Below are 22,806 nucleotides of genomic sequence, written 5' to 3'. Positions count from 1 at the left end.
CGTGGGCGGTCGGCGGTGCGGGGGCGGCCGTCAGGCACGCAGGGCGTCGACGGCCCGCGCCAGGGCCTGCGGCACGTCCGGGACGAGCGTGTGCGTCCCGTCGCGGACGATGTGCCGCCCTGCGACGATCGTGTGCCGTACGTCCGCTGCCGTCGCGGCGAATACGGCCGTCTCGGCGCCGAGCCTGGGCGGGGGGCCCGCTGTCCTGACCGAGTCGAGCGCGATCGTGGTGAGGTCGGCGCGCGCACCGGCCTCGATGGTGCCGGTGTCCGTCCAGCCGAGGGCCGCGTGCCCGTCGGAGGTGGCCGCGTACAGCAGGGCGGCCGCCGTCCAGTGACCGCGCGTGCGGGTGCGCAGCCGCTCGTCGAGTTCCATGGCGCGGGCCTCTTCGAGCAGGTCGATGACGGCGTGGCTGTCGGAGCCGAGACAGAGCGAGGAGCCGGCCTTCATCAGGGCGACGGCGGGTCCGATGCCGTCGGCGAGGTCGCGCTCGGTGGTGGGACACATGCAGGTGCCGGTGCCGGTGCTGCCGATCAGGTAGATGTCCTCGTCGGTGAGGTGGGTGTTGTGCACCCCGGTGGTGCGGGGGCCCAGCACCCCGTGGTCGGCGAGCAGCTGGGTGGGGGTGCAGCCGTGGGCGGCGCGGCAGGCGTCGTTCTCGGCGGTCTGCTCGGACAGGTGCACGTGCAGCGGGGCCCGCCGTTCCTGCGCCCAGCCGGCGACCGTCGCCAGCTGGTCGGCGGGCACGGCCCGTACGGAGTGGATCGCCGCTCCGATCCGTGCGTGATCTCGTTCCTTGAGAGCTGAACAGCGTTCGGCCCAGGCCTCGGCCGTCCGGTCGGAGAAGCGGAGCTGGTGGGTGGTGGGCGGCTGTCCGAAGCCGGAGGACAGGTAGCAGGTGTCGAGGAGGGTGATGCGGATGCCGGCTTCGGCGGCGGCCGCGATGAGGGCCTCGCCCATCGCGTTGGGGTCGGCGTAGCGGGTGCCGCCGGGGGCGTGGTGGACGTAGTGGAACTCGCCGACGCACGTGATGCCGGCCAGGGCCATCTCGGCGTACACGGCGCGCGCCAGGTCGTGGTACGTCTCGGGGGTCAGCCGGCCGGCGACCGCGTACATGACCTCGCGCCAGGTCCAGAAGGTGCCGCTGCCGACCTGGACGGTGCCGCGCAGGGCCCGGTGGAAGGCGTGGCTGTGGGCGTTGGCGAGGCCGGGGAGGGTCAGACCGCGCAGGATCTCGGCGCCGGGCGGCGGGGTGGGCACGCCCGTGTGGACGGCGGCGATCCGGCCGTTCCGCAGGTCGAGGGTGACACCGGGCTCGACGTGGGTGCCGAGCCAGGCGTGTTCGAGCCAGAGGGTGGTGGGTGTCACCGGCAGGCCAGCCCTTCCAGTACGTCGGCGAGTGCGAGGACCCCGGCCACGCAGTCGTCCTCGGCGGCGAACTCGGCCGGGGAGTGCGAGACGCCGGTGGGGTTGCGCACGAACAGCATGGCGGTCGGGACGCTCCCGGACAGGATCCCGGCGTCGTGCCCGGCGCCGGTGCCCAGTACGGGCACCCGGAGGCCGGGGTGCCCCCGCTCCTGGCCGAGGATGCGGGCGAGTTCGTCGCGCAGGGCGTGGTCGAACTCGACGACCGGGGTGAAGGACTCCCTGACCACCTCCAGGTCGACGCCGTGGCTCTCGGCGTACGCGCGGGCCGCCTTCTCGATGCCGGCGACGACGGCGTCGAGGGTGTCCTGCTCGGGGGCGCGGGAGTCGAGCCAGCCGCGGACCAGGGAGGGGATGGCGTTGACGCCGTTGGGCTCGACGGCGATCTTGCCGAAGGTGGCGACGGCTCCGGCGCGTTCGGCCTCGCGGCGGGCGGCCAGCACGGTCTCGGCGTAGGACAGCATGGGGTCGCGCCGGTCGGCGAGCCGGGTGGTGCCGGCGTGGTTGGCCTCGCCGCGGAAGTCGAACCGCCACCGGCCGTGCGGCCAGATGGCGCTGGCGACACCGACCCGGTCGCCGGACAGGTCCAGGGCCCGGCCCTGCTCGACGTGGAGTTCGACGAAGGCGCCGATACGGGCGAGCCGCTCCGGGTCCGGCCCGAGGCTGTCGGGGTCCTGGCCGGCGGCCTCCATGGCCTGCGGGAGGGTGATGCCGTCGCCGTCGGTGAGGCGGTGTGCCTGCTCGCGGGTGAGCTGCCCGGCGGTGAGCCGCGAGCCGACGCAGGCGAGCCCGAACCGGGCGCCTTCCTCGTCGCCGAAGTTGACGATGCCGAGGGGCCGGGTGAACCGCGTGCCCCGGGTGCGCAGTTCGTCGAGGGCGGCGAAGGCGGACACGACCCCGAGGGGCCCGTCGAAGGCGCCGCCGTCCGGTACGGAGTCCAGGTGGGAGCCGGTGACGACGGCGTCGCCCTCGGCGGGGTCGCCGAGCCAGGCCCACTGGTTGCCGTTGCGGTCGGTCTCGTAGCGCAGGCCGCGGGACTCGGCCTGCGCCCGGAACCAGGCCCGGCAGTCGGTGTCGGCCCCGGTCCAGGCGAAGCGGCGGTAGCCGCCGGAGGCGGAGCTGCGGCCGATGGGCAGCAGCTCCGCCCACATGCTGTGGAAACTCAACGCTCGTCACCCTCGCGGCGCGCGTCGTCGCCCTCGCGCATCGGCACCCGGACGCCGCGCTCCTCGGCGACCGTCTCGGCGAGCTCGTACCCGGCGTCGACGTGCCGGATGACGCCCATGCCGGGGTCGTTGGTGAGTACGCGGCGGATCTTCTCGCCGGCCAGCGGGGTGCCGTCGGCGACGGTGACCTGGCCGGCGTGGATCGACCGGCCGATGCCGACGCCACCGCCGTGGTGCAGGGACACCCAGGACGCGCCGGAGGCCACGTTGACCATGGCGTTGAGCAGCGGCCAGTCGGCGATGGCGTCGGAGCCGTCGAGCATGCCCTCGGTCTCGCGGTACGGGGAGGCGACGGAGCCGCAGTCGAGGTGGTCGCGGCCGATGACGACGGGCGCGGCCAGCTCGCCGCTGGCGACCATGTCGTTGAAGCGCTCGCCGGCCTTGTCGCGCTCGCCGTAGCCGAGCCAGCAGATGCGGGCGGGCAGGCCCTGGAAGTGGACGCGCTCGCCGGCCATGCGGATCCAGCGGGCCAGGGACTCGTTCTCGGGGAAGAGGTCGAGGATGGCCTGGTCGGTCCTGGCGATGTCGGCGGGGTCGCCGGACAGGGCGGCCCAGCGGAACGGTCCCTTGCCCTCGCAGAACAGGGGCCGGATGTAGGCGGGGACGAAGCCGGGGAAGGCGAACGCCCGGTCGTACCCGGCGAGCTTGGCCTCGCCGCGGATGGAGTTGCCGTAGTCGAAGACCTCGGCGCCGGCGTCCTGGAAGCCGACCATGGCCTCGACGTGCCGGGCCATGGACTCGCGGGCGCGGGTGGTGAAGCCGGCCGGGTCCTTGGCGGCGGCGTCGGCCATGTCCTCGAAGGCGATGCCGAGCGGCAGGTAGGCCAGCGGGTCGTGGGCGGAGGTCTGGTCGGTGACGATGTCGATGGGGGCGCCCATCGCGAGCAGCTGCGGGACCAGTTCGGCGGCGTTGCCGAGCACACCGATCGACAGGGGCTTGCGCTGGTCCCTCGCCTCCACGGCGAGCTGGAGGGCGTGGTCGAGGGAGTCGGCCCTGACGTCGAGGTAGCGGTGCTCGATGCGGCGGTCGATGGCGCGCGGGTCGCAGTCGATGCAGATCGCCACGCCGTCGTTCATCGTCACGGCCAGCGGCTGGGCGCCGCCCATGCCGCCGAGGCCGGCGGTGAGGGTGATGGTCCCGGCGAGGGTGCCGCCGAACTTCTTGGCGGCGACGGCGGCGAAGGTCTCGTAGGTGCCCTGGAGGATGCCCTGGGTGCCGATGTAGATCCAGGAGCCGGCGGTCATCTGCCCGTACATGGTCAGGCCGAGGGCCTCCAGGCGGCGGAACTCCTCCCAGGTGGCCCAGTCGCCGACCAGGTTGGAGTTGGCGATGAGCACGCGCGGGGCCCACTCGTGGGTCTGCATGACGCCGACCGGGCGGCCGGACTGGACGAGCATCGTCTCGTCCTGCTTGAGGCCCTGCAGCGTGCGGACCATGGCGTCGAAGGACCGCCAGTCGCGGGCCGCCTTGCCGGTGCCGCCGTAGACGACGAGCTTGTCGGGGTGCTCGGCGACCTCCGGGTCGAGGTTGTTCTGCAGCATCCGCAGGGCGGCTTCCTGCTGCCATCCCAGGGCGCTCAGTTCCGTTCCGCGCGGCGCTCGGACGGGCCGTGGTCCTGACATGGTCTGCCTCCTGGTGGGTGCTCCCGGCGGATGTTGCAGTGGATATTCACATCCTGACCGTCTGAATAGAGCTAGTCAATACGTCGGGGGGTCGGCGCGGGCGGGCCGCCGGTGTTTGGCTGGAGCCATGGGCACGGACAACGACGGCACGGGGGACGGCGTGGACGAGGACGGCCGGGCGCGGCAGGGCGGGCCCGGCGGCGAGTGGGTGGGCCACGGCAGGCGGGCCGCCGACCGGATGGGCCACGACGGGCGGGGCACGGAAGGGACCGGCCGGATGCGCCGGGACGCGCGGGACAGGGAAGACACCGACCGGATGCGCCGGGACACGCGGGACGGGGAAGACACCGACCGGGGTGGCCACGACGGGCAGGTCGGGGAGAGCGGCGGCCCGGTGGACCACGACCGGCAGGGCGAGGAGAGCGGTGCTCGGGTGGCGCGGCGGGAGGGGGCGGTGCGGGCCGCTGTGGAGCAGGGGCTGCTGGGGCCCGGCAGCCCCCTCGTCGCGCTGCTGGACGTCACCGGCATCCGGGAGGCGGCGGCGGAGCTGCGGGCGGCGTTCGACGCGGTGACGGCGTCCGGCACGCCGGTGCTGCACGCCTTCGCCGTGAAGGCGACCCCGCTCGTGCCGGTGCTGCGGCTGCTGCGCGAGGAGGGCGTCGGCGCCGAGGTGGCCAGCCCCGGCGAGCTGGCGCTGGCGAGGGCCGCCGGGGTGCCGGCGGCGATGACGGTGCTCGACTCCCCCGCCAAGACACCGGCCGAACTGCGCGAGGCCCTGGCGCTGGGCATCGCCGTCAACGCGGACAACGGGCAGGAGCTGGACCGCCTCGACCGCCTGATGCGTTCGGCCGCCACCCGGTCACCGATCGGCCTCCGGGCCAACCCGCAGATCGGGGCCGGTTCCATCGAGGCGCTGTCCACGGCGACGGCGACCTCCAAGTTCGGGGTGGCGCTGCGCGACGAGGGTGCTCGGGAGTGGGTCGTACGGGCGTATCTGGACCGGCCGTGGCTGACCCGCCTGCACGCGCACACCGGCTCGCAGGGCGTGCCGCTGTCCCTGATGGCGCGGGGTGTGGCGCAGACGTACGCCCTCGCGGAGGAGATCAACCGCCGGGCCGGGCGGCGGCAGGTCGACACCATCGACATCGGCGGCGGACTGCCGGTGAACTTCGCCTCCGACGCCACGACCCCGACGTACGCGCAGTACGCGCGGCTGCTGAGGGAGACGGTGCCCGGGCTGTTCGACGGGCGGTACGGGCTGGTGACCGAGTTCGGGCGGTCCCTGCTGGCCAAGCACGGCACGGTGGTGGCGCGGGTGGAGTACACGAAGGTCTCCGGCGGGCGGCGGGTGGCGGTGACGCACGCGGGCGTGCAGGTCGCCACGCGGACGGTGTACGCGCCGCAGAACTGGCCGCTGCGGCTCGCCGTCCACGACGGCGAGGGGCGGCTCAAGCAGGGGCCGGCGGTCCTGCAGGACGTGGCCGGTCCGGCCTGTTTCGCGGGGGACCTGCTGGCCGAGGGCCGGGAGCTGCCGCTGCTGGAGCCAGGAGACCATGTGGCGGCGCTGGACACCGGGGCGTACTACTTCGCCCACCACTACGCGTACAACTCGCTGGCACGGCCGGGGGTGTACGGGTTCCGGCCGGACGGTGCCGGGGGTGTGCGGTTCGCGGTGGTGCGGCCGCCGCAGCGCATCGAGGAGCTCGTGGCCGAGGCCGGTGGGGCGCACGTGGAGGCGCTCACGTCCGGCCTCGCGCCCTAGGGTCTGTCGTTCGGATCATTCCGGTACGGGACGGGTGTGGCTGGCCGCGCCCACGCGGCGCACCCGCGTGCCGGGCACGGCGCAGGGCCGCGGGACGCCGCGCCGCGGCCCTGCGCGACCGGCCGTCGAGGGCGTGGGCGTCACACCAGGGCGGGGGTCTTCTTCCTGGCGCCGCCCGGGGCCGCGTCACCCGCCGCGACGCCGGTGCTGCGGTACGCCTTGACCGTCCGGCCGGCCGGGCGGCCGCCCGCGTGCAGCCAGTCGACACGGACCCACAGCAGAACCTCGTCGGCTCGCTCCCGGCGGCCGAGCCACGCGGCCTTCAGCCACAGGCCCGCGCCGCAGCCGGCCAGCAGCAGGCCGCCCGCCGCCGGGGCCGCGAAGGAGCTGCCCGCGGCGGCCAGGAAGGCCAGCAGCAGCCACCAGCGGTGACCCCGGCGCCAGTTGCGGGTGGTCACCGCGCGGTCCTGGAGCACGTCGTGGCGGCCCGCGCGGGCCGCCGTGCCGGCCAGGGCGACGTACCGGCGCCGCCGCGCGTACGCCACCACGGCCGTCGCCAACAGGAACAGCGCCGCCCCGGCCAGGACGCCGATCCGGCGCCCGGTCACTCCCGGCACCAGCAGGCCGAGGCCCGCCGCGCACACCCCCAGCCACCACAACGGGGCAGCTCCGGCCCGTACGACGACGGCCACCCGAGCCAGACCGTGCCCTCCGCGTACTCCGCGCGCCACGTTCAGCCTCCCGTCTTCCATGCGTGCACTCTGCGAAGCGCTTGAAAGGTGTATTAGGGCACGCACGCTAGCGAGGCAAGGTGAGACGAGCCTGAGAATGCCCAGAAGACCGCGGGGGCGGGCGCGAAGGGGGCGCAGGTCACTCCACGAACAGCCCCCGCACCGCCGCCTTCGCGTCGAACTCCTCCAGCCGGGCCTGTGCGTCCGGCAGGTCGTCGCACATGGCCTCCAGCAGGACCCGGCCCAGCAGCATCGGCGCGCAGGCCGTGTCGAAGGCGAGGCCGGTGCCGACGGCGGCGGGCAGCAGCAGGTCGGACACCTTGGCGACCGGCGCGAAGGCGGAGTCGGCCACGGCCACGACGGTCAGCCCGGCCTGCCTGGCGTAGGCGAGGGTGTCGACGACCTCGCGGGGGTGCCGGGGCAGCGCGAAGCACAGCAGGGCCGTCGCCCCGGCGTGTACGGCGGCGTCGATGCGGTCCTGCAGCATCGTGCCGCCCTCGTTGAGCAGCCGTACGTCCGGGTGGACCTTGGCGGCGAAGTAGGCGAAGCCGTGGGCCTGGGCGGCGGCCGCGCGCAGCCCGAGGACGGGCAGCGGCCGGGAGGCCGCCAGCAGGCGCCCGGCCTCCCGCACCGGGCGCGGGTCGGCCAGGGCCTCCGACAGGTGCCGCAGGTTCTGGATCTCGGCCTCGACGGCCTGCTGGTACTCGTTGAACGAGCCGGCCTCCGGGGCCGGTTCGGCGGGGGCGACCTCGCGCAGGTGGCGGCGGAGCGCTGGATAGCCGTCGAAGCCGAGGGCGACGGCGAACCGGGTCACCGAGGGCTGGCTGACCCCGGCCAGCTCGGCGAGCTCCACGCTGGACAGGAACGGCACGTCGGCGGCGCGCCGCACCATGCTGTGCGCGATGCGGCGCTGGGTCGGCGTCAGCCGGTGCCCCTCGAAGAGCGCCTGGAGCCGCGCGGCAGGGCTGTCGGTCGCGCTCATCACGTGCTCCCCCTCGCCTATTCAGTAGCTGAGGATTCTGCATGAGCATATGCAGCCCGGCAAGCGCTCCCCGGCGCCCCGGTCGTGGCCGCGGGGATGTGCCCCGGCCGTGCGTCAACGGCACCGCCACGGTCACCCGGGCTTGCACCACCAGGAGCGGCAGCCCGGACTTCGCCGGTTCCAGCGGTACGGACACTCATACCGTCGCCGTCTGACAGGCCGCCCCGGCAGACCCCAGCCCGTATCGGGGGGATAACCCCAGTGCGGTGGACCGCCCCGCTCCCTACGGTGACGGCATGACCGGAATGGACGCGCGGGACACCGACCTGCACAAGGAACTCGACGCCACCCTGCACGCCCGCAGGGAGCTGGGCGAGGAGTACGAGTCCGCGCTGGTGGAGTCGTTCCTGGAGAAGGTCGACCAGCGCATCGATGGGGCGGTCGAGCGCCGGGTGCGCCGGCAGCTGGCCGAGCAGCAGATGTCGGTGGCGCGGGACTCCCGCTCGCCGAAGGCCACGGACTCCTGGGGGGAGCGGTTCGGCTTCGGCGTCGTCTCCCTCGTGCTCGCGGTGCCGCTGTCCGGTGTCGGCGGGGGCGTCGCGGGCCTCAAGGGCCTGCTGGTGGCCTGGGCGGGCATCGTCGGCGTCAACGTGGTCCAGGCCGCGCGCATCCAACCCGGCCTCTTCCGCCGCAGGAGGGCGGAGGACGACGACTGGGAGGCGTGATCCCTCCGGCGCTCACGCCTGCCGCGTGGGCAGCACCATGACCTGCCGCAGGTTCACCCGCCGCGGCCGGCTCGCCACGTACGCCACGACGTCGGCGACCTCACCCGCCGACAGCCCGCCCAGCTCCTCGAACATGCCGTCCAGCTGACCGGCCAGCTCGGCGTTGTCGATGTGCGAGGCCAGCTCGGACTCCGTCAGCCCCGGCTCGATGTTGGTGACCCGCACGTCACGCGGCCCGAACTCGGTGCGCAGGGACTGCGAGAGGTAGGTCAGCGCGGCCTTGGTCGCGCCGTACACCGCGTAGTGGGGATACGGAGTGTGCGCGCCGACGGACGAGATGTTCACCAGGTCCGCGGTACGGCCCTCGGCCGCCGCCGAGACCAGGTCTTCGGTGAAGGCCCGGATGATCCGCAGCACTCCGGTCACGTTGGTGTCGATCATGCGCTGCCACTCGTCGATCCGCCCGGCCTCCACGGGGTTGGGCAGCATGACCCCGGCCGCGTTGACGACCAGGTCGACGGGCCCGTACGTCGTACGGATCCGCGCGGTGGCCGCCCGCACGGACGCCTCGTCGGTGACGTCCGCGACGACGGCGAGGGCCTCGCCCCCGCCGGCCCGGATCTTCCCCGCGACGGCCTCCAGTCGCTCCCCGCGCCGGGCCAGCAGCGCCACCCGCGCCCCCTGGGCGGCCAGCAGTTCGGCGACGGCCTCGCCGATACCGCTCGCGGCCCCGGTGACGACGGCGGTGCGGCCGGCCAGGTTCTCGTACGACATGCGGTACTCCCTCGGTGATCGCGCCGCCGGTCCGCCCGGCGGCACCGCCACTCTCGCCGTCCGCGCCGCCGCCACCCAGGGGCCGGCTTTTCCTGGGTCTGCCAGTACCAGGTTCGGCGCCCGCCGCCCGCCTAGGATCGAGCCCATGGACGGGGAACGGGGAGGGCTCATGGACGGCGAACTCGGCGCATTCCTGCGTTCGCGCCGCGCGCGCCTTCAGCCGGAGGAGGTGGGGCTGCCCTCGCACGGCCGCCGCCGCGTCCCCGGCCTGCGCCGCGAGGAGGTGGCGCAGCTGGCCGGGGTGAGCGTCGATTACTACATCCGGCTCGAACAGGGCCGTGGGCCCAGCGTCTCCGACGCGGTCCTGGACGCGATCGCCCGCGTGCTGCGCCTGGACGAGACGGAACACGCCCATCTGCTCACGGTGGCCCGCCCCCGGCGGCAGCGCGCCCGCCGCGCCGCGCCCGCGCCCCGCGTCCGCCCCGGCGTCCAGCTGCTGCTGGACAGCATGGACCGCGTCCCGGCGTTCGTGCTGGGCCCCCGCATGGACGTGCTCGCCTGGAACGCCCTCGGGGACGCGGTCGGCGGTTTCAGCCGCATGGCGCCCGCCGGCCGCAACGTCCCCCGCCACGTCTTCCTCGACCCGCAGGCGCGCACGCTCTACCCCGAGTGGCACGCGGTGGCCGCCCAGGCCGTGGCCCACCTGCGCCTCGACTCCGGCCGGCACCCCGACGACCCCGCGCTGTGCACGCTGGTCGGCGAACTCTCCGTCAAGAGCGAGGACTTCCGCCGGCTGTGGGCCGACCACCAGGTCAAGGCCTGCCAGTACGGCGTGAAACAGATCCGGCACCCCGTGGCGGGCCTGCTCACCCTCCCGTGGGAGACGCTGACGGTCCCGGCGGAGCCCGAGCAGACGATCGTGGCGTACACCCCTGAGCCGGGCTCTCGGACGGCGGAGCGGCTCGCGCTGCTGGGGAGTTGGACCTCAGGCGTCTTCGAAGCCGCGGACCACTCCTGAGGCGTCCGCCCGGCGCGGACAACGGCCGTACGGCACAGGGCCGTAGGGGACACGAGGCGTTTGGGGACAGCGTGCGCGGGGACCGCCGCACCCCCGTTGACGGGGGGCGGGACGACGGCGGTCCCCGCGAGGGACGCGGGCCGGGTCAGGGCCGGGCTTGCGCGTCCGTGGCGTCCGTGGAGGTCCGGGAGCCGCTCCGGAGGTCCTGTGACGCCGCTGGGCGCCGGCCTGGGCGGGGAGCCGCTCCCGCCTGCCGACACCCACCAATGTGCCGGACGCGTGTTAAGCGGGTGCTGCGCGGACGTGACGCGCTCGTACCACTTCAGCGAAGTCCCCGAAGATCACGGACCGCTCAACTTCGCCGCGTCAACCGGCAGTTCACCGGGCGTTCGCCGCCGCTTCCCCGCCGTCACCTCCCCGCAGTCACTTCCCCGTCTTGGCGAGGAAGGCCAGCAGGTCCTGCCGGCTGACCACCCCGGTGGGCTTGCCCTCGACGAGGACGATGGCCGCGTCCGCCTTGCCGAGGACGGCCATCAGGTCGCCGACCGGCTCGCCCGAGCCGACCTGCGGCAGCGGGGCGGACATGTGCTTCTCCAGCGGGTCGTCGAGCGAGGCGCTCTTGCTGAAGAGCGCGTCCAGCAGCTCGCGCTCCACGACCGAGCCCACGACCTCGGCGGCCATCACGTCCGGGTGACCGGCGCCGGGCTTGACGACCGGCATCTGGGAGACGCCGTACTCGCGGAGCACCTCGATGGCCTGGCCGACCGTCTCGTCCGGGTGCATGTGGACGAGCGAGGGCATGCCGCCCTCCTTGTCGTTGAGGACGTCGGCGACGCGGGCGCTGGGGCCCTCGTCCTCCAGGAAGCCGTAGTCGGCCATCCACTCGTCGTTGAAGATCTTGCTGAGGTAGCCGCGGCCGCTGTCCGGCAGCAGGACCACCACCACGTCGTCCTCGGTCAGCCGCTCGGCGACCCGCAGCGCCGCCACGACCGCCATGCCGCAGGAGCCGCCGACCAGCAGGCCCTCCTCCTTGGCCAGGCGGCGGGTCATCTGGAAGGAGTCCTTGTCGGACACGGCGACGATCTCGTCCGCGACCGTACGGTCGTACGCCGTCGGCCAGAAGTCCTCACCGACGCCCTCGACGAGGTACGGACGCCCGGAGCCGCCCGAGTACACGGAGCCCTCGGGGTCGGCGCCGACGACCTTCACCCGGCCCTCGCTGACCTCCTTGAGGTACCGGCCGGTTCCCGAGATGGTCCCGCCCGTGCCGACACCGGCCACGAAGTGGGTGATCTTCCCCTCCGTCTGCTCCCACAGCTCCGGGCCGGTGGAGTGGTAGTGGGAGAGCGGGTTGTTGGGGTTGGAGTACTGGTCCGGCTTCCAGGCGCCCGGCGTCTCGCGCACCAGCCGGTCGGAGACGTTGTAGTACGAGTCCGGGTGCTCCGGCGCGACGGCCGTCGGGCAGACGACGACCTCGGCGCCGTACGCCCGCAGCACGTTGATCTTGTCCGTGGACACCTTGTCGGGGCACACGAAGATGCACTTGTACCCCTTCTGCTGCGCCACGATGGCCAGCCCGACGCCGGTGTTGCCACTGGTCGGCTCGACGATCGTGCCGCCCGGCTTGAGCTCGCCGCTCTGCTCGGCCGCCTCGATCATGCGCAGGGCGATGCGGTCCTTCACGGAGCCGCCGGGGTTGAAGTACTCCACCTTGGCCAGGACGGTCGCCCTGATGCCCTTGGTCACGCTGTTGAGCCGCACCAGCGGGGTGTTGCCGACGAGGCTGATCATCGAGTCGTGGAACTGCACCGTTGTCTCCGGTCGCTGCAAAAGATGTGGTCGTAGTGGTGCCGCCAGCCTAGGCCCTGCGGCCTTCCCGCGGCCCGCCGATGCCCCGTGCCGGTTTGTTCACGCTCCGTTGCGATTGGGCGACACCCCGTACGGGGCAAGCAGTGGGTGTAGGGGTTCGAGGAGGTGGCGGCGACGCATGACGAGCATGTCGAGGGCCAGGGTGGCCCGGCGGATCGCGGCCGGCGCGGCGTACGGCGGCGGCGGGATCGGCCTGGCCGGTGCGGCGGCCGTCGGGCTGCTGCTGGCGGAGGCGCAGCTGGCGCGGCGCCGGGTGGGCAATGGCACGTCCCCCCGGGTGCCGAACGCGGACGGGCTGTACGGCCGTACCTGCGCCACTCCCGGTCAGGCGCCCCTGCGGCTGACGATGCTGGGCGACTCCACGGCCGCCGGGCAGGGCGTGCGCCGGGTCGGGCAGACGCCGGGCGCGCTGCTCGCCTCGGGCGTCGCGGCGCTCGCGGAACGCCCGGTGGAGCTGCGCACGGTGGCGGTGCCCGGGGCGCAGTCGGACGACCTGGACCGGCAGGTGACGGTGGCGCTGGCGGACCCCACCCGGGTACCCGACATCTGCGTGATCATGGTCGGCGCGAACGACGTCACCCACCGGATGCCGCCCACCCGCTCGGTGCGGTACCTGTCGTCCGCAGTACGACGACTGCGTACGGCCGGCGCCGAGGTCGTCGTCGGCACCTGCCCTGACCTCGGCACGATCGAGCCGGTGCGGCAGCCGTTGCGCTGGCTGGCCAGACGGGCCTCGCGGCAGCTGGCGGCCGCCCAGACGATCGGGGTCGTCGAACAGGGCGGCCGGACGGTGTCCCTGGGCGACCTGCTGGGACCCGAGTTCGCGGCGAACCCGCGTGAGCTGTTCGGCCCGGACAGCTACCACCCCTCCGCGGAGGGGTACGCCACGGCGGCGATGGCGGTCCTGCCCACCGTGTGCGCCGCGCTGGGCCTGTGGCCGGCGGAGGAGGACCGCCCCGACGCCTCGCGGCGGGAGGGGTTCCTGCCGGTGGCCAAGGCGGCGGCGGAAGCGGTGCAGGAGGCGGGCACGGAGGTCACGGCGGCGATGCCGACGGGCCCGCGGGGCCCGTGGGCGCTCCTCAAGCGCCGCAGGCGCAGGCGCCTGCCGGAGGTGGAGCCGGTGACGCCGTCGGCCTGAGGGTCCGGCGGCGGTCCGGGCATCTCCAGCCCGTCCGCTGTTGTCCAGGGACGCAGGCCCGGGGCAGACAGAACCCGCTCCACCGCCGGAGACCCAAGCAAGCGCTTAGACAAGTGCGGTCAGGGTCACACCCCGTCACCCGTGACCGCGTCCATACGTACGGGTAACTTCCCACACAGCCAGCCCAACCACCCGGTATGCCCTGGAGCCGTGATGCCCGAAGCCGTGATCGTGTCCGCTGCCCGCTCCCCCATCGGCCGCGCCAGGAAAGGCTCCCTGAAGGACCTCCGCCCGGACGACCTGACCGCCACGATCATCCAGGCCGCCCTCGCCAAGGTCCCGCAGCTGGACCCGAGGGACATCGACGACCTGATGCTCGGCTGTGGTCTGCCCGGCGGCGAGCAGGGGCACAACCTGGGCCGGATCGTCGCCGTACAGATGGGGATGGACCACCTGCCGGGCTGCACGATCACCCGCTACTGCTCCTCGTCCCTGCAGACCTCCCGCATGGCTCTGCACGCCATCAAGGCCGGCGAGGGCGACGTCTTCGTCTCGGCCGGCGTGGAGATGGTCTCCCGGTACGACAAGGGCAACTCCGACAGCCTCCCCGACACCCACAACCCCCTCTTCGCCGAGGCCGAGGCCCGCACCGCCGCCGTCGCCCAGAGCGAGGGCTCCACGTGGCACGACCCGCGTGAGGACGGGCTGCTGCCCGACCCGTACATCGCGATGGGCCAGACCGCCGAGAACCTGGCCCGCTGGAAGGGCGTGACCCGCCAGGACATGGACGAGTTCGGCGTCCGGTCACAGAACCTCGCCGAGGAGGCCATCAAGAGCGGCTTCTGGGAGCGGGAGATCACCCCGGTGACCCTCCCCGACGGCACCGTGGTCAGCAAGGACGACGGCCCCCGGCCGGGCGTCACCCTGGAGGCCGTGCAGGGCCTGAAGCCGGTGTTCCGCCCGGACGGGCTGGTCACCGCCGGCAACTGCTGCCCCCTCAACGACGGCGCCGCCGCCCTGGTCATCATGAGCGACACCAAGGCCCGCGAGCTCGGCATCACCCCGCTGGCCCGGATCGTTTCCACCGGCGTGTCGGGCCTGTCCCCCGAGATCATGGGCCTCGGCCCGGTCGAGGCCTCCCGGCAGGCCCTGAAGCGGGCCGGCCTGACCATCGACGACATCGACCTGGTGGAGATCAACGAGGCGTTCGCCGCGCAGGTCATCCCGTCCTACCGCGACCTGGGCATCCCGCTGGAGAAGGTGAACGTCAACGGCGGCGCCATCGCCGTCGGCCACCCCTTCGGCATGACCGGCGCCCGCATCACCACCACGCTGATCAACTCGCTGCAGTTCCACGACAAGCAGTTCGGCCTGGAGACGATGTGCGTCGGCGGCGGCCAGGGCATGGCCATGGTCATCGAGCGCCTCAGCTGACCGGACCCGGCACAGCCGCACGGTAGCCACCGCGGCACCGACGGTGAACCTTGGGCCCAGGACCCCGGAAACACCAGGGTTCTGGGCCCATTTGTGACTCAATCGCCCCCAGGATGTGACCTATCTCCCTCCCGTCGGCGATCACGCAGGTCAGAGCCGTCCACCACCAGGTCCCACAGAAAAAGTGCTGTCCGATTCGTGACGTTACGCACTGACAGCGGGTTAGTTCGGCCCTCAAGCTGATGTAGGAAGTCGAGGGTCGACTTTGAACCGGGAGTACGTCAGTGAGCGCCATGCCGATCGCCTTGCTGCTCACCACGGCCGCCACGGGCGCCGTGGGCGTCGCCGTCCTGCGCACCCTCATGCAGCTGCGCCGCCAGGTCGCGGCGCTGCACGCCGAGCTCGCCGAGAACCGCGCCGCCACCACCCGCGCCCTGCTTCCCGCCGCCCGCAGCACCGCCGACGCCGACGAGATACGCGCCGCGGTGGCCGAGGCGCTCGCCGAGGAACGGGAGCGGGAGCTGGCCGAGGCCCGGGCGTTCTGGGCCGCCCAGGAGGCCCGTGACGCCTCCGACGCGCCCTCCCTGCTGGGCCTGACCGACGCAGACCTGTTCCTGCCCCGGCAGGCGGATTTCGCGGGGCTGGAGCCGGTCACCGAGCCGGGGCCGGAGGCCGACGAGCTGACCGGGGAGTCCCCGGAGCTGGCCGCGGCCCGCCGCCGCCACCCCTCGCACCCCGACTTCGTACCGACCCCGCCCCCTGCGGTCAACGACCACGAACGCACCGTGGCGACCCTGGAGGAGCTGGCCGCCTCCCGCGTCGAACTGACCGACGTCCGCCCGGGCCCGCTCGGCACCCTGGACGTCTATGTCTTCGCCGACGGCACGACCCTGTGCATGACCCCCGGCCACCGCGAGACGGCCGAGCGCCTCGCCACGGCCCTGCGCGCCGGCCAGAGCCCCGTCCTGCTCGGCGGCTCGGGCGTCTCGGGCGCCTACAGCCTGACGTTCAGCTGCGGCGAGGAGAACGTCTACGTCCTGGCCGACAGGGTCATAGCGTCCCTCTAGCGCGACGCCCCAGGGGCGCGAGCGACCCGGAACAACCGCGTCCGCCCCCGGACCCTCACACTCCCGCCCGCTTCTGCGCCTCCTCCACCAGCCGCACCGCTTCCTCGACCTCGGCTTCACCGGTGAGCACCAGCGCCAGATCGTGCCCGGCCACGGTCACCTGGTCCGCCGCCGCGAACATCCCGGCATCCGGCATCTCACGAGGCTGCAGCTCAGGGGCTTCCAGGGACTGCGCCCACCGGGCCAGCCGCCGGGCCAGCGCCAGCGCTTCCGCGGCGGCCCCCCGCTGCAGCCGGCTCTGCGGCGCGGCCCTCAGTCGGTCGGCGAAGTGCTCCACGGCACGGGTGAGAGGCGTCGTATCAACCACGGCGTGAGCCTACGCACCCGGGCGGGACTGTTGCCAACGGGCGAACACTCAGGCACCGTGACCTGAAGGACCGGCTTACATCCCCTGCGTCCGGAGGCGCCGATGTCCCACGTCCTCTCCGAGGAGACCCACCGCAACATTCTCGCCCGCATCCCCCAGTGCACCGGTCGTGAGATCTCCGACTGGTTGCGCACCGTCGAAGAAGGCCCCGCGCTCCGCTTCGAGGAGAAGGTCAGCTGGCTCCGCCACGAGCACAACCTCGCGTACGGCCACGCCAAGGCGATCATCCACGAGTACGACCTGAGGAGGGCCGCGCGAAGGCTCTAGGCGTGCCGCGCCTGGACGACGCAGGGCCCCGGCCGGAGCCGGGGCCCTGTCCCACGCACTGCGGGCGCGTCAGTCGTTGCTGTCCTCAGTCGTTGCTGTTGAGGATCGAGATCAGCCTCAGGAACTCGAGGTAGATCCACACCAGCGTCAGCGTGAGGCCGAAGGCCGCGAGCCAGGCCTCCTCGCGCGGGGCCCCGTAGGCGACGCCGTCCTCGACCTGCTTGAAGTCCAGGGCGAGGAAGCAGGCGCCGAGGATGACGCCGATGACGCCGAAGACGACACCCAGCGCACCGCTGCGGAAGCCCAGGCCGTCCCCGCCGCCGAAGACCGCGAACAGCAGGTTCACCATCATCAGCAGGACGAAGCCGAGCGCGGCCGCCATCACGAAGCCGACGAAGCGGCGGTTGACGCGGATCCAGCCCGCCTTGTAGGCCACCAGCACGGCGGCGAAGACCGCCATCGTGCCGAGCACGGCCTGCATGGCCGCGCCGCTGGCGATGCGGTTGTCGACGATGCTGGAGACGACACCGAGGAAGACACCCTCGAACGCCGCGTACGTCAGGATGAGCGCCGGCGAGGCCTTGCGCTTGAAGGACTGGACGAACGCCAGCACCATGCCGACCAGCGCGGCACCGATACCGATGCCGTAGGAACGGCTGATGTGGGCGTCGTCGACCGGCAGGAGGGCCCAGGACAGGGCGGCCGTGAGGATGAGCACACCGAGCGTGGTCGCCGTGCGCATCACCACGTCGTCCATGGTCATCCGGCCGGCGGTGACCGGTGCCTGCGGCGGCGCGCCGTACTGCAGGTCCTGCTGGGCGTAAGGGTTCTGCGCGTAGGGGTTGCCGGCCGGCTGGGCGTACGGGTTGCCCTGCGCGTACGGGTTGCCCTGCGTGGCGACGGTGGGTCCCCCGGCCTGCGGCGCGGTGTTGAAGCCCGCGTAGCCGTTGTCGCGGCTGAACCCCCGTCGCGAGAAGACCGGGTTTCTGCTCCTCATTTCACTCCTCCATGGCCACCCTCGTAGCCTTGGCTCAAGAGTAATAGAAAGGCAAAGGATTGACCCTAGTGCTTGGGGAGGATCTTTCCCTCGTCATGCTGCGCAACACGCTACGCGGCGACGTGATTCCCAGCACCCGAGGGGGGTCGTTCACCCGAACGGGAAGCCGGTGTACGCCTCGGCGAGGTCGGTCTCGGCGGCGCGGGAGACCGTGAGCCGTTCCAGGCGGGCGAGCTGGAGCCGGTCCTCGAAGGGGGTGGCGTCGGGGGCGCGGTGCAGCAGGGTCGTCATGTCGTACGAGAAGCGCTCGGCCTGCCACACCCGGCGCAGGCAGGTCTGCGAGTAGGCGTCGAGAAGCTCCGGCGATCCGGTCCGGCGCTCGTGGGTGAGCGCCCGCGCGAAGGTGACGACGTCCCCGACCGCCAGGTTCAGGCCCTTGGCGCCGGTCGGCGGCACGATGTGCGCGGCGTCGCCGGCCAGGAACAGCCGGCCGTGGCGCATGGGCTCGTGGACGAAGGAGCGCATGGGGGTCACGGACTTCTGGGTGACGGGGCCGCGCCGCAGGGTCCAGTCGTCGGCGGTCTCGAAGCGGCGTTCCAGCTCGTCCCAGATCTGCTCGTCGCTCCAGTCGCCGGCGTCCGTGCCGGCGGGCACCTGGAGGTAGAGGCGGGAGACGGACGGCGAGCGCATGGACAGCAGGGCGAAGCCGCGGTCGTGGCGGGCGTAGACGAGTTCGTCGTGGGAGGGCGGTACGTCGGCGAGGATGCCGAGCCACCCGAACGGGTACGTCCGCTCGAAGACCTGGGTGAGCGCGGCGGGGATCGCCTGGCGTGCCACGCCCCAGAAGCCGTCGCAGCCGACCACGTAGTCGCACTCCAGGACGTCCTCGGTCCCCTGGTGGCGGAAGCGGACGCGGGGGGTGTCGGTGTCGGCGCCCTCGACGGCGAGCGCCTCCGCCTCGAACAGCAGCGGCCCGCCCTCCTTCAGCTGGAGGGCGATCAGGTCCTTGCAGACCTCGGTCTGGGCGTAGACCGTCACGGACTTCCCGCCGGTCAGGGCCGGGAAGTCGACGCGGTGCCGCCGCCTGGCGAAGCGCAGTTCGATGCCGTCGTGGCGCAGGCCCTCGTGGTCCATGCGCTCCCCGGCTCCGGCCGCGCGCAGCACGTCCACCGTGCCCTGCTCCAGGATCCCGGCGCGCTGGCGTTGTTCGACGTAGGCGCGGTCGCGGCTCTCCAGGACCACCGCGTCGATGCCGGCGTTGTGCAGCAGCCGGGCGAGGAGGAGGCCGGCGGGCCCGGCTCCGATGATGCCGACGGTCGTACGCATCGGTCGCCCCTTCTCTTGCGCGCTGACGCGCACCACGTTGTTCGTATAGTGAAATTTTCTTCACTCAAGTCCGACGTGAGTCTCCGACGGCATGCGCCGGCTGTCAACGGTTCTGGCGTGAAGTCTTCAATGAACGATGCAAGAGAGCGGTAAGTGCCCGGAGCCGGACTCGAACCGGCACGCCCGCGAAGGGGCAGCGAGGTTTAAGCTCGCCGTGTCTGCATTCCACCATCCGGGCAGGCCATGGGCTCCGCGTCGAGGTGCCGAGCCTATCGGGACGCTTCCCCCGAACAGCGGAACAGCGAGCCGATGTTGTCTTATTTTATTGACGTCTGAGGGTGCATCAGCACTCGGAACGCGCCATCCGCACTTGCCAATAGCCTTCCGTGCGACGGCCGGGCGCGCATGCGGAATGACGGAATTTCACCGCCGGAACAAGGGCACTCCACCTGTTCTCGACATCGCCCGTCATCCCCAGGTATGACACGGCGCCGCACCGTCCGACCCGAGTCGGCCACCGGAACCGGAACAGCGGGTGACTCCACGACGGCGGACGGCCGGAACCATGGGTGACGTACTCCGCAGCACACCTTCCTCCCGACAGGAGCGTCATCCCGTGCCCTCCACTCCCCTCGCCGACCGGACCACCGCCGTGGCCGCACGCGCCACGGACCTGTCGAAGATCTACGGGCAGGGTGAGACCCAGGTGGTCGCCCTGGACCGGGTCTCCGTCGACTTCCGGCAGGCCGAGTTCACGGCGATCATGGGACCGTCCGGCTCCGGCAAGTCGACGCTGATGCACTGCGTGGCCGGTCTGGACACCTTCTCCTCCGGCTCCGTGCGGATCGGCGACACGGAACTGGGCGCGCTGAAGGACAAGCAGCTGACCAGGCTGCGCCGCGACAAGATCGGCTTCATCTTCCAGGCGTTCAACCTGCTGCCGACGCTGACCGCCCTGGAGAACATCACCCTCCCGATGGACATCGCGGGCCGTAAGCCGGACCAGGAGTGGCTGGAGACGGTCATCCGGATGGTGGGTCTGAAGGACCGGCTCGGCCACCGGCCCTCCCAGCTGTCCGGCGGCCAGCAGCAGCGCGTCGCCGTGGCCCGGGCGCTGGCCTCCAGGCCCGACATCATCTTCGGCGACGAGCCCACCGGAAACCTCGACTCGCGCTCGGGCGCCGAAGTGCTGGGCTTCCTGCGCAACTCGGTGCGGGAGCTGGGCCAGACGGTCGTGATGGTGACCCACGACCCGGTGGCGGCCGCCTACGCGGACCGGGTCGTCTTCCTCGCGGACGGCCGGATCGTGGACGAGATGCACGGCCCGACCCCGGACTCGGTGCTCGACCGCATGAAGCGGTTCGACGCCAAGGGCCGCACCAGCTGACGCCCACTCACCGACCGCACCTATCCCAGGACTTGAGACGACCCATGTTCCGTACCGCCTTGCGCAACGTGCTCGCGCACAAGGCCCGGCTCCTGATGACCGTGCTCGCCGTGATGCTCGGCGTGGCGTTCGTGTCGGGAACCCTGGTCTTCACCAACACCCTCTCCGACGCGTACCAGAAGAGCTCCGCCAAGGGCTTCGACCAGGTCGACGTCGCCGTGGAGCCCACCTACCAGCAGGCCGAGGGCGACAAGGTCGGCAGGAGCCACGAGCTGACCGAGGCCCTGCTCGACAGGAGCGCCCGGGTGCCGAGTGCCGCACGGGCCGTCGGATCCGTCACCGGCTTCACCGCCCTGGCCGGCAAGGACGGCAAGCTGATCGGTGACGGCTGGCAGTCGCAGGGCGGAAACTACTGGGGCACCGCGGACCCCCGCTACCCGCTGGTCCGCGGACACGCCCCCAAGGGCGCGGGCGAGATCCTCATCGACTCCAGGACCGCCGAGCGCACCGGCTACCAGGTCGGCGACACGGTACGGCTGTCGGTCGACGGGCCGGTCCTGAAGCCGACCATCACCGGCATCTTCACCACCGACGACGGCAACGTCGCGGCCGGCGGCAGCCTCGCGCTGTTCGACACCGCGACCGCGCAGAAGCTGTTCGGCAAGCCGGGCACGTACGACCAGATCGACGTCACGGCGAAGCCGGGCGTCACGCAGGGCGCGCTCAAGGCCGAGCTGGACAAGGCGCTGCCGAAGGACGTCGTCGAGACCACGACCGGCAAGCAGCTCGCCGACGACCAGGCCAGGACGATCGCCGAGTCGATGAGCGGCATGCGCACGGCCCTGCTGGTCTTCGCCGGTATCGCGCTGTTCGTCGGCACGTTCATCATCGCCAACACCTTCACCATGCTGGTCGCCCAGCGCACCCGTGAGCTGGCGCTGCTGCGCGCGGTCGGTGCCTCACGGCGGCAGGTGACGCGGTCGGTGCTGATCGAGGCGCTGGTGGTGGGCACGGTCGCCGCCGTGACCGGTCTGCTCGCCGGGATCGGCATCGGGGCCGGGATGCGGTCGCTGTTGCGCTCGCTCGGGCAGGTGGTGCCCGACGGGCCGCTGGTGGTCAGCCCGGGCACGGTCGTGGCCGCCTTCGCGGTCGGCATCCTGGTGACCATGCTCGCGGCCTGGCTGCCGGGCCGCCGCGCGGCGAAGATCCCGCCGGTGGCGGCGATGAGCAGCGTGCACGCCAAGGCGACCACCAGGTCGCTGGTGCTGCGCAACACGCTGGGCGCGCTGTTCTCGGCGGCGGGCGTCGCGGTCGTCCTGGCGGCGACGACCATGGACGGCTCGGACGGCCAAGTCCCGATGGGGCTGGGCGCGGTCCTGCTGATCATCGGCGTGTTCATCCTGACCCCGCTGCTGTCCCGTCCCCTGATCGCGGCCGCCGCGCCGGTGCTGCGCGCGTTCGGGGTCTCAGGCAAGCTGGCGCGGCAGAACTCGGTGCGCAACCCGCACCGTACGGCCGCCACCGCCTCGGCGCTGATGATCGGGCTCACCCTCATCACCGGCATGACGGTGACGGCGGGCAGCCTGCAGAGGTCCATCGACAGGATGGCGGCGGACGCGGTCCGCGCCGACTACGTGGTGTCCATGGCGAACGGCAACCTCCTGACGCCGGACGTCGAGCGGAAGCTGAAGCGGACCGAGGGCGTCACCGCCACCAGCCCGATGCGCAACGCGGAGTCCCGCATCGACGGCGAGACCGAGTACCTGACCGGCGTCGACGGCACCACGATCGGCGAGCTGACCGACCTCGAGGTCGAGGACGGGTCCTTCAAGGTCGGCGGCACGCAGGTGGTGGTCGACCACGACACCGCCAAGCTGCGCGGCTGGCGGGCCGGTTCGGCCTTCACGGTCGCCTACGAGGACGGCAAGCGGCAGCGGCTGACCGTCTCCGGCGTCTACCAGGGCAACGAGCTGATCCGCGGGATCATGGTGGACACCAGGACCCTCGCCCCGCACGAGGCGGACCCGGGCGACATGCAGGTCATGGTGAAGACCGCCGACGGTGCCTCCGGCGCGACGAAGGACCGGCTGGTCGAGGCCCTCGGCACCAACCCGGCGATCAGGGTCCAGGACAGGCAGGACCTGTCCGACGAGGTCGCGCGGATGTTCACGCTGATGCTCAACATGGTCTACGGCCTGCTCGCCATGGCCGTGATCATCGCGGTGCTCGGCGTCATCAACACCCTGGCCATGTCGGTCTTCGAACGCTCCCAGGAGATCGGCATGCTGCGGGCGATCGGCCTGGAGCGCACGGGCATGAAGCGGATGGTCCGCCTGGAGTCCCTGGTGATCTGCCTGTTCGGCGGGGTCCTGGGCATCGGTCTGGGGGTGTTCTTCGGGTGGGCGGCCGGTGAGCTGCTGGCCACCAGGATGGCGACGTACGAACTGGTCCTGCCCTGGGCCCGGATGGCCGTCTTCCTGCTGCTGGCCGCGACGGTCGGTGTCCTCGCGGCGCTGTGGCCGGCCCGGCGGGCGGCGCGGCTGAACATGCTGCAGGCGATCAAGGCGGAGTAGGCGGAGCAGGCGGCGGGGCCGCGGTGACGGGCCCCCGGTTTCCGGTCGCGGGAACC

19 protein-coding genes and 1 tRNA gene are annotated in these 22,806 nt (G+C 72.5%); 9 read left to right on the top strand and 11 right to left on the bottom strand.

The annotated features are described in order from the left end of the window. Positions 1-30 precede the first annotated feature (30 nt). The 3 genes from AB0K80_RS18325 to hutU are packed head-to-tail and all read right to left on the bottom strand — an operon-like array spanning position 31 to position 4,273. Complete coding sequence (locus AB0K80_RS18325; protein WP_365670729.1) at positions 31-1,368, bottom strand: formimidoylglutamate deiminase; 1,338 nt, start codon at positions 1,366-1,368, stop codon at positions 31-33. After that, positions 1,365-2,591: an allantoate amidohydrolase gene (locus tag AB0K80_RS18320; RefSeq protein WP_365670727.1), complete on the bottom strand. Its 1,227-nt coding sequence runs from the start codon at positions 2,589-2,591 to the stop codon at positions 1,365-1,367. The genes AB0K80_RS18325 and AB0K80_RS18320 overlap by 4 nt, the downstream gene beginning before the upstream one ends. After that, the gene (hutU, locus tag AB0K80_RS18315; protein ID WP_365670725.1) at positions 2,588-4,273 is read right to left on the bottom strand and encodes a urocanate hydratase; all 1,686 of its coding nucleotides are present in this window, start codon (positions 4,271-4,273) and stop codon (positions 2,588-2,590) included. Before hutU ends, AB0K80_RS18320 begins: the two co-directional genes overlap by 4 nt. A 316-nt stretch (positions 4,274-4,589) precedes the next feature. Between hutU and AB0K80_RS18310 the strand changes: the two genes are divergently transcribed. Further along, a complete protein-coding gene (locus AB0K80_RS18310; protein WP_365670846.1) occupies positions 4,590-6,035 on the top strand; it encodes a diaminopimelate decarboxylase in 1,446 nt (481 codons plus the stop codon). 140 nt (positions 6,036-6,175) lie between these two features. Here AB0K80_RS18310 and AB0K80_RS18305 read toward each other — a convergent pair whose 3' ends face one another. Together AB0K80_RS18305 and AB0K80_RS18300 are read right to left on the bottom strand one after the other, a co-directional pair. After that, on the bottom strand, positions 6,176-6,787 hold the full coding sequence (locus tag AB0K80_RS18305; RefSeq protein WP_365670724.1) for a hypothetical protein: 612 nt from the start codon (positions 6,785-6,787) through the stop codon (positions 6,176-6,178). A 118-nt stretch (positions 6,788-6,905) separates the two neighbouring features. Next, complete coding sequence (locus AB0K80_RS18300) at positions 6,906-7,748, bottom strand: MurR/RpiR family transcriptional regulator (protein WP_365670722.1); 843 nt, start codon at positions 7,746-7,748, stop codon at positions 6,906-6,908. A 296-nt stretch (positions 7,749-8,044) separates the two neighbouring features. Between AB0K80_RS18300 and AB0K80_RS18295 the strand changes: the two genes are divergently transcribed. Beyond that, positions 8,045-8,473 (top strand): hypothetical protein, encoded by a 429-nt coding sequence (locus AB0K80_RS18295; RefSeq protein ID WP_365670721.1) that lies wholly within the window; start codon positions 8,045-8,047, stop codon positions 8,471-8,473. Between the two features lie 12 nt (positions 8,474-8,485). Here the strand turns inward: AB0K80_RS18295 and AB0K80_RS18290 are convergent, their stop codons facing one another. Beyond that, the gene (locus AB0K80_RS18290) at positions 8,486-9,247 is read right to left on the bottom strand and encodes an SDR family oxidoreductase (RefSeq protein ID WP_365670718.1); all 762 of its coding nucleotides are present in this window, start codon (positions 9,245-9,247) and stop codon (positions 8,486-8,488) included. Positions 9,248-9,416: 169 nt separating this feature from the next. Here AB0K80_RS18290 and AB0K80_RS18285 point away from each other — a divergent pair, with 169 nt between their 5' ends. Then, positions 9,417-10,265, top strand: coding sequence for a helix-turn-helix transcriptional regulator (locus tag AB0K80_RS18285; protein WP_365670844.1), 849 nt, complete (start codon positions 9,417-9,419; stop codon positions 10,263-10,265). A 423-nt stretch (positions 10,266-10,688) separates the two neighbouring features. Here the strand turns inward: AB0K80_RS18285 and AB0K80_RS18280 are convergent, their stop codons facing one another. Further along, entirely contained in the window at positions 10,689-12,074 is a 1,386-nt protein-coding gene (locus AB0K80_RS18280) for a cystathionine beta-synthase (RefSeq protein ID WP_365670716.1), read from the bottom strand. 178 nt (positions 12,075-12,252) lie between these two features. Between AB0K80_RS18280 and AB0K80_RS18275 the strand changes: the two genes are divergently transcribed. The 3 genes from AB0K80_RS18275 (at position 12,253) to AB0K80_RS18265 (ending at position 15,773) form a co-directional block, all read left to right on the top strand. Next, on the top strand, positions 12,253-13,272 hold the full coding sequence (locus AB0K80_RS18275; RefSeq protein ID WP_365670714.1) for an SGNH/GDSL hydrolase family protein: 1,020 nt from the start codon (positions 12,253-12,255) through the stop codon (positions 13,270-13,272). Between the two features lie 213 nt (positions 13,273-13,485). Further along, entirely contained in the window at positions 13,486-14,706 is a 1,221-nt protein-coding gene (locus tag AB0K80_RS18270; protein ID WP_365670712.1) for an acetyl-CoA C-acetyltransferase, read from the top strand. A 284-nt stretch (positions 14,707-14,990) separates the two neighbouring features. Next, the gene (locus tag AB0K80_RS18265) at positions 14,991-15,773 is read left to right on the top strand and encodes a hypothetical protein (protein ID WP_365670710.1); all 783 of its coding nucleotides are present in this window, start codon (positions 14,991-14,993) and stop codon (positions 15,771-15,773) included. Positions 15,774-15,828: 55 nt separating this feature from the next. On the opposite strand, the gene AB0K80_RS18260 is transcribed toward AB0K80_RS18265, so the two are convergent. Beyond that, positions 15,829-16,140, bottom strand: a complete 312-nt coding sequence (locus AB0K80_RS18260) for a hypothetical protein (RefSeq protein ID WP_365670708.1) — start codon at positions 16,138-16,140, stop codon at positions 15,829-15,831. Positions 16,141-16,242: 102 nt separating this feature from the next. On the opposite strand from AB0K80_RS18260, the gene AB0K80_RS18255 reads away from it, so the two are divergent. Continuing rightward, on the top strand, positions 16,243-16,467 hold the full coding sequence (locus AB0K80_RS18255) for a DUF4287 domain-containing protein (RefSeq protein ID WP_365670706.1): 225 nt from the start codon (positions 16,243-16,245) through the stop codon (positions 16,465-16,467). A gap of 85 nt (positions 16,468-16,552) precedes the next feature. Here the strand turns inward: AB0K80_RS18255 and AB0K80_RS18250 are convergent, their stop codons facing one another. The 3 genes from AB0K80_RS18250 to AB0K80_RS18240 form a co-directional block, all read right to left on the bottom strand. Further along, on the bottom strand, positions 16,553-17,464 hold the full coding sequence (locus AB0K80_RS18250; protein WP_365670704.1) for a Bax inhibitor-1/YccA family protein: 912 nt from the start codon (positions 17,462-17,464) through the stop codon (positions 16,553-16,555). A 150-nt stretch (positions 17,465-17,614) separates the two neighbouring features. Then, entirely contained in the window at positions 17,615-18,790 is a 1,176-nt protein-coding gene (locus AB0K80_RS18245) for a 4-hydroxybenzoate 3-monooxygenase (protein WP_365670702.1), read from the bottom strand. Positions 18,791-18,944: 154 nt separating this feature from the next. Further along, positions 18,945-19,028: transfer RNA gene (locus AB0K80_RS18240), tRNA-Leu, on the bottom strand. Between the two features lie 378 nt (positions 19,029-19,406). Between AB0K80_RS18240 and AB0K80_RS18235 the strand changes: the two genes are divergently transcribed. Next, positions 19,407-20,177 carry an ABC transporter ATP-binding protein gene (locus AB0K80_RS18235; protein ID WP_365670700.1) on the top strand — a complete coding sequence of 257 codons (771 nt, stop codon included), beginning with the start codon at positions 19,407-19,409 and terminating at the stop codon, positions 20,175-20,177. 44 nt (positions 20,178-20,221) lie between these two features. Beyond that, complete coding sequence (locus AB0K80_RS18230) at positions 20,222-22,750, top strand: FtsX-like permease family protein (protein ID WP_365670698.1); 2,529 nt, start codon at positions 20,222-20,224, stop codon at positions 22,748-22,750. The last annotated feature ends 56 nt before the right edge of the window (positions 22,751-22,806 follow it).

It is taken from the genome of Streptomyces sp. NPDC052682 (assembly GCF_040678435.1).
Lineage (GTDB): Bacteria > Actinomycetota > Actinomycetes > Streptomycetales > Streptomycetaceae > Streptomyces.
The sequence above is the reverse complement of the archived record's forward strand: the minus strand, read 5'-3'. Positions and strand labels throughout refer to the sequence as shown.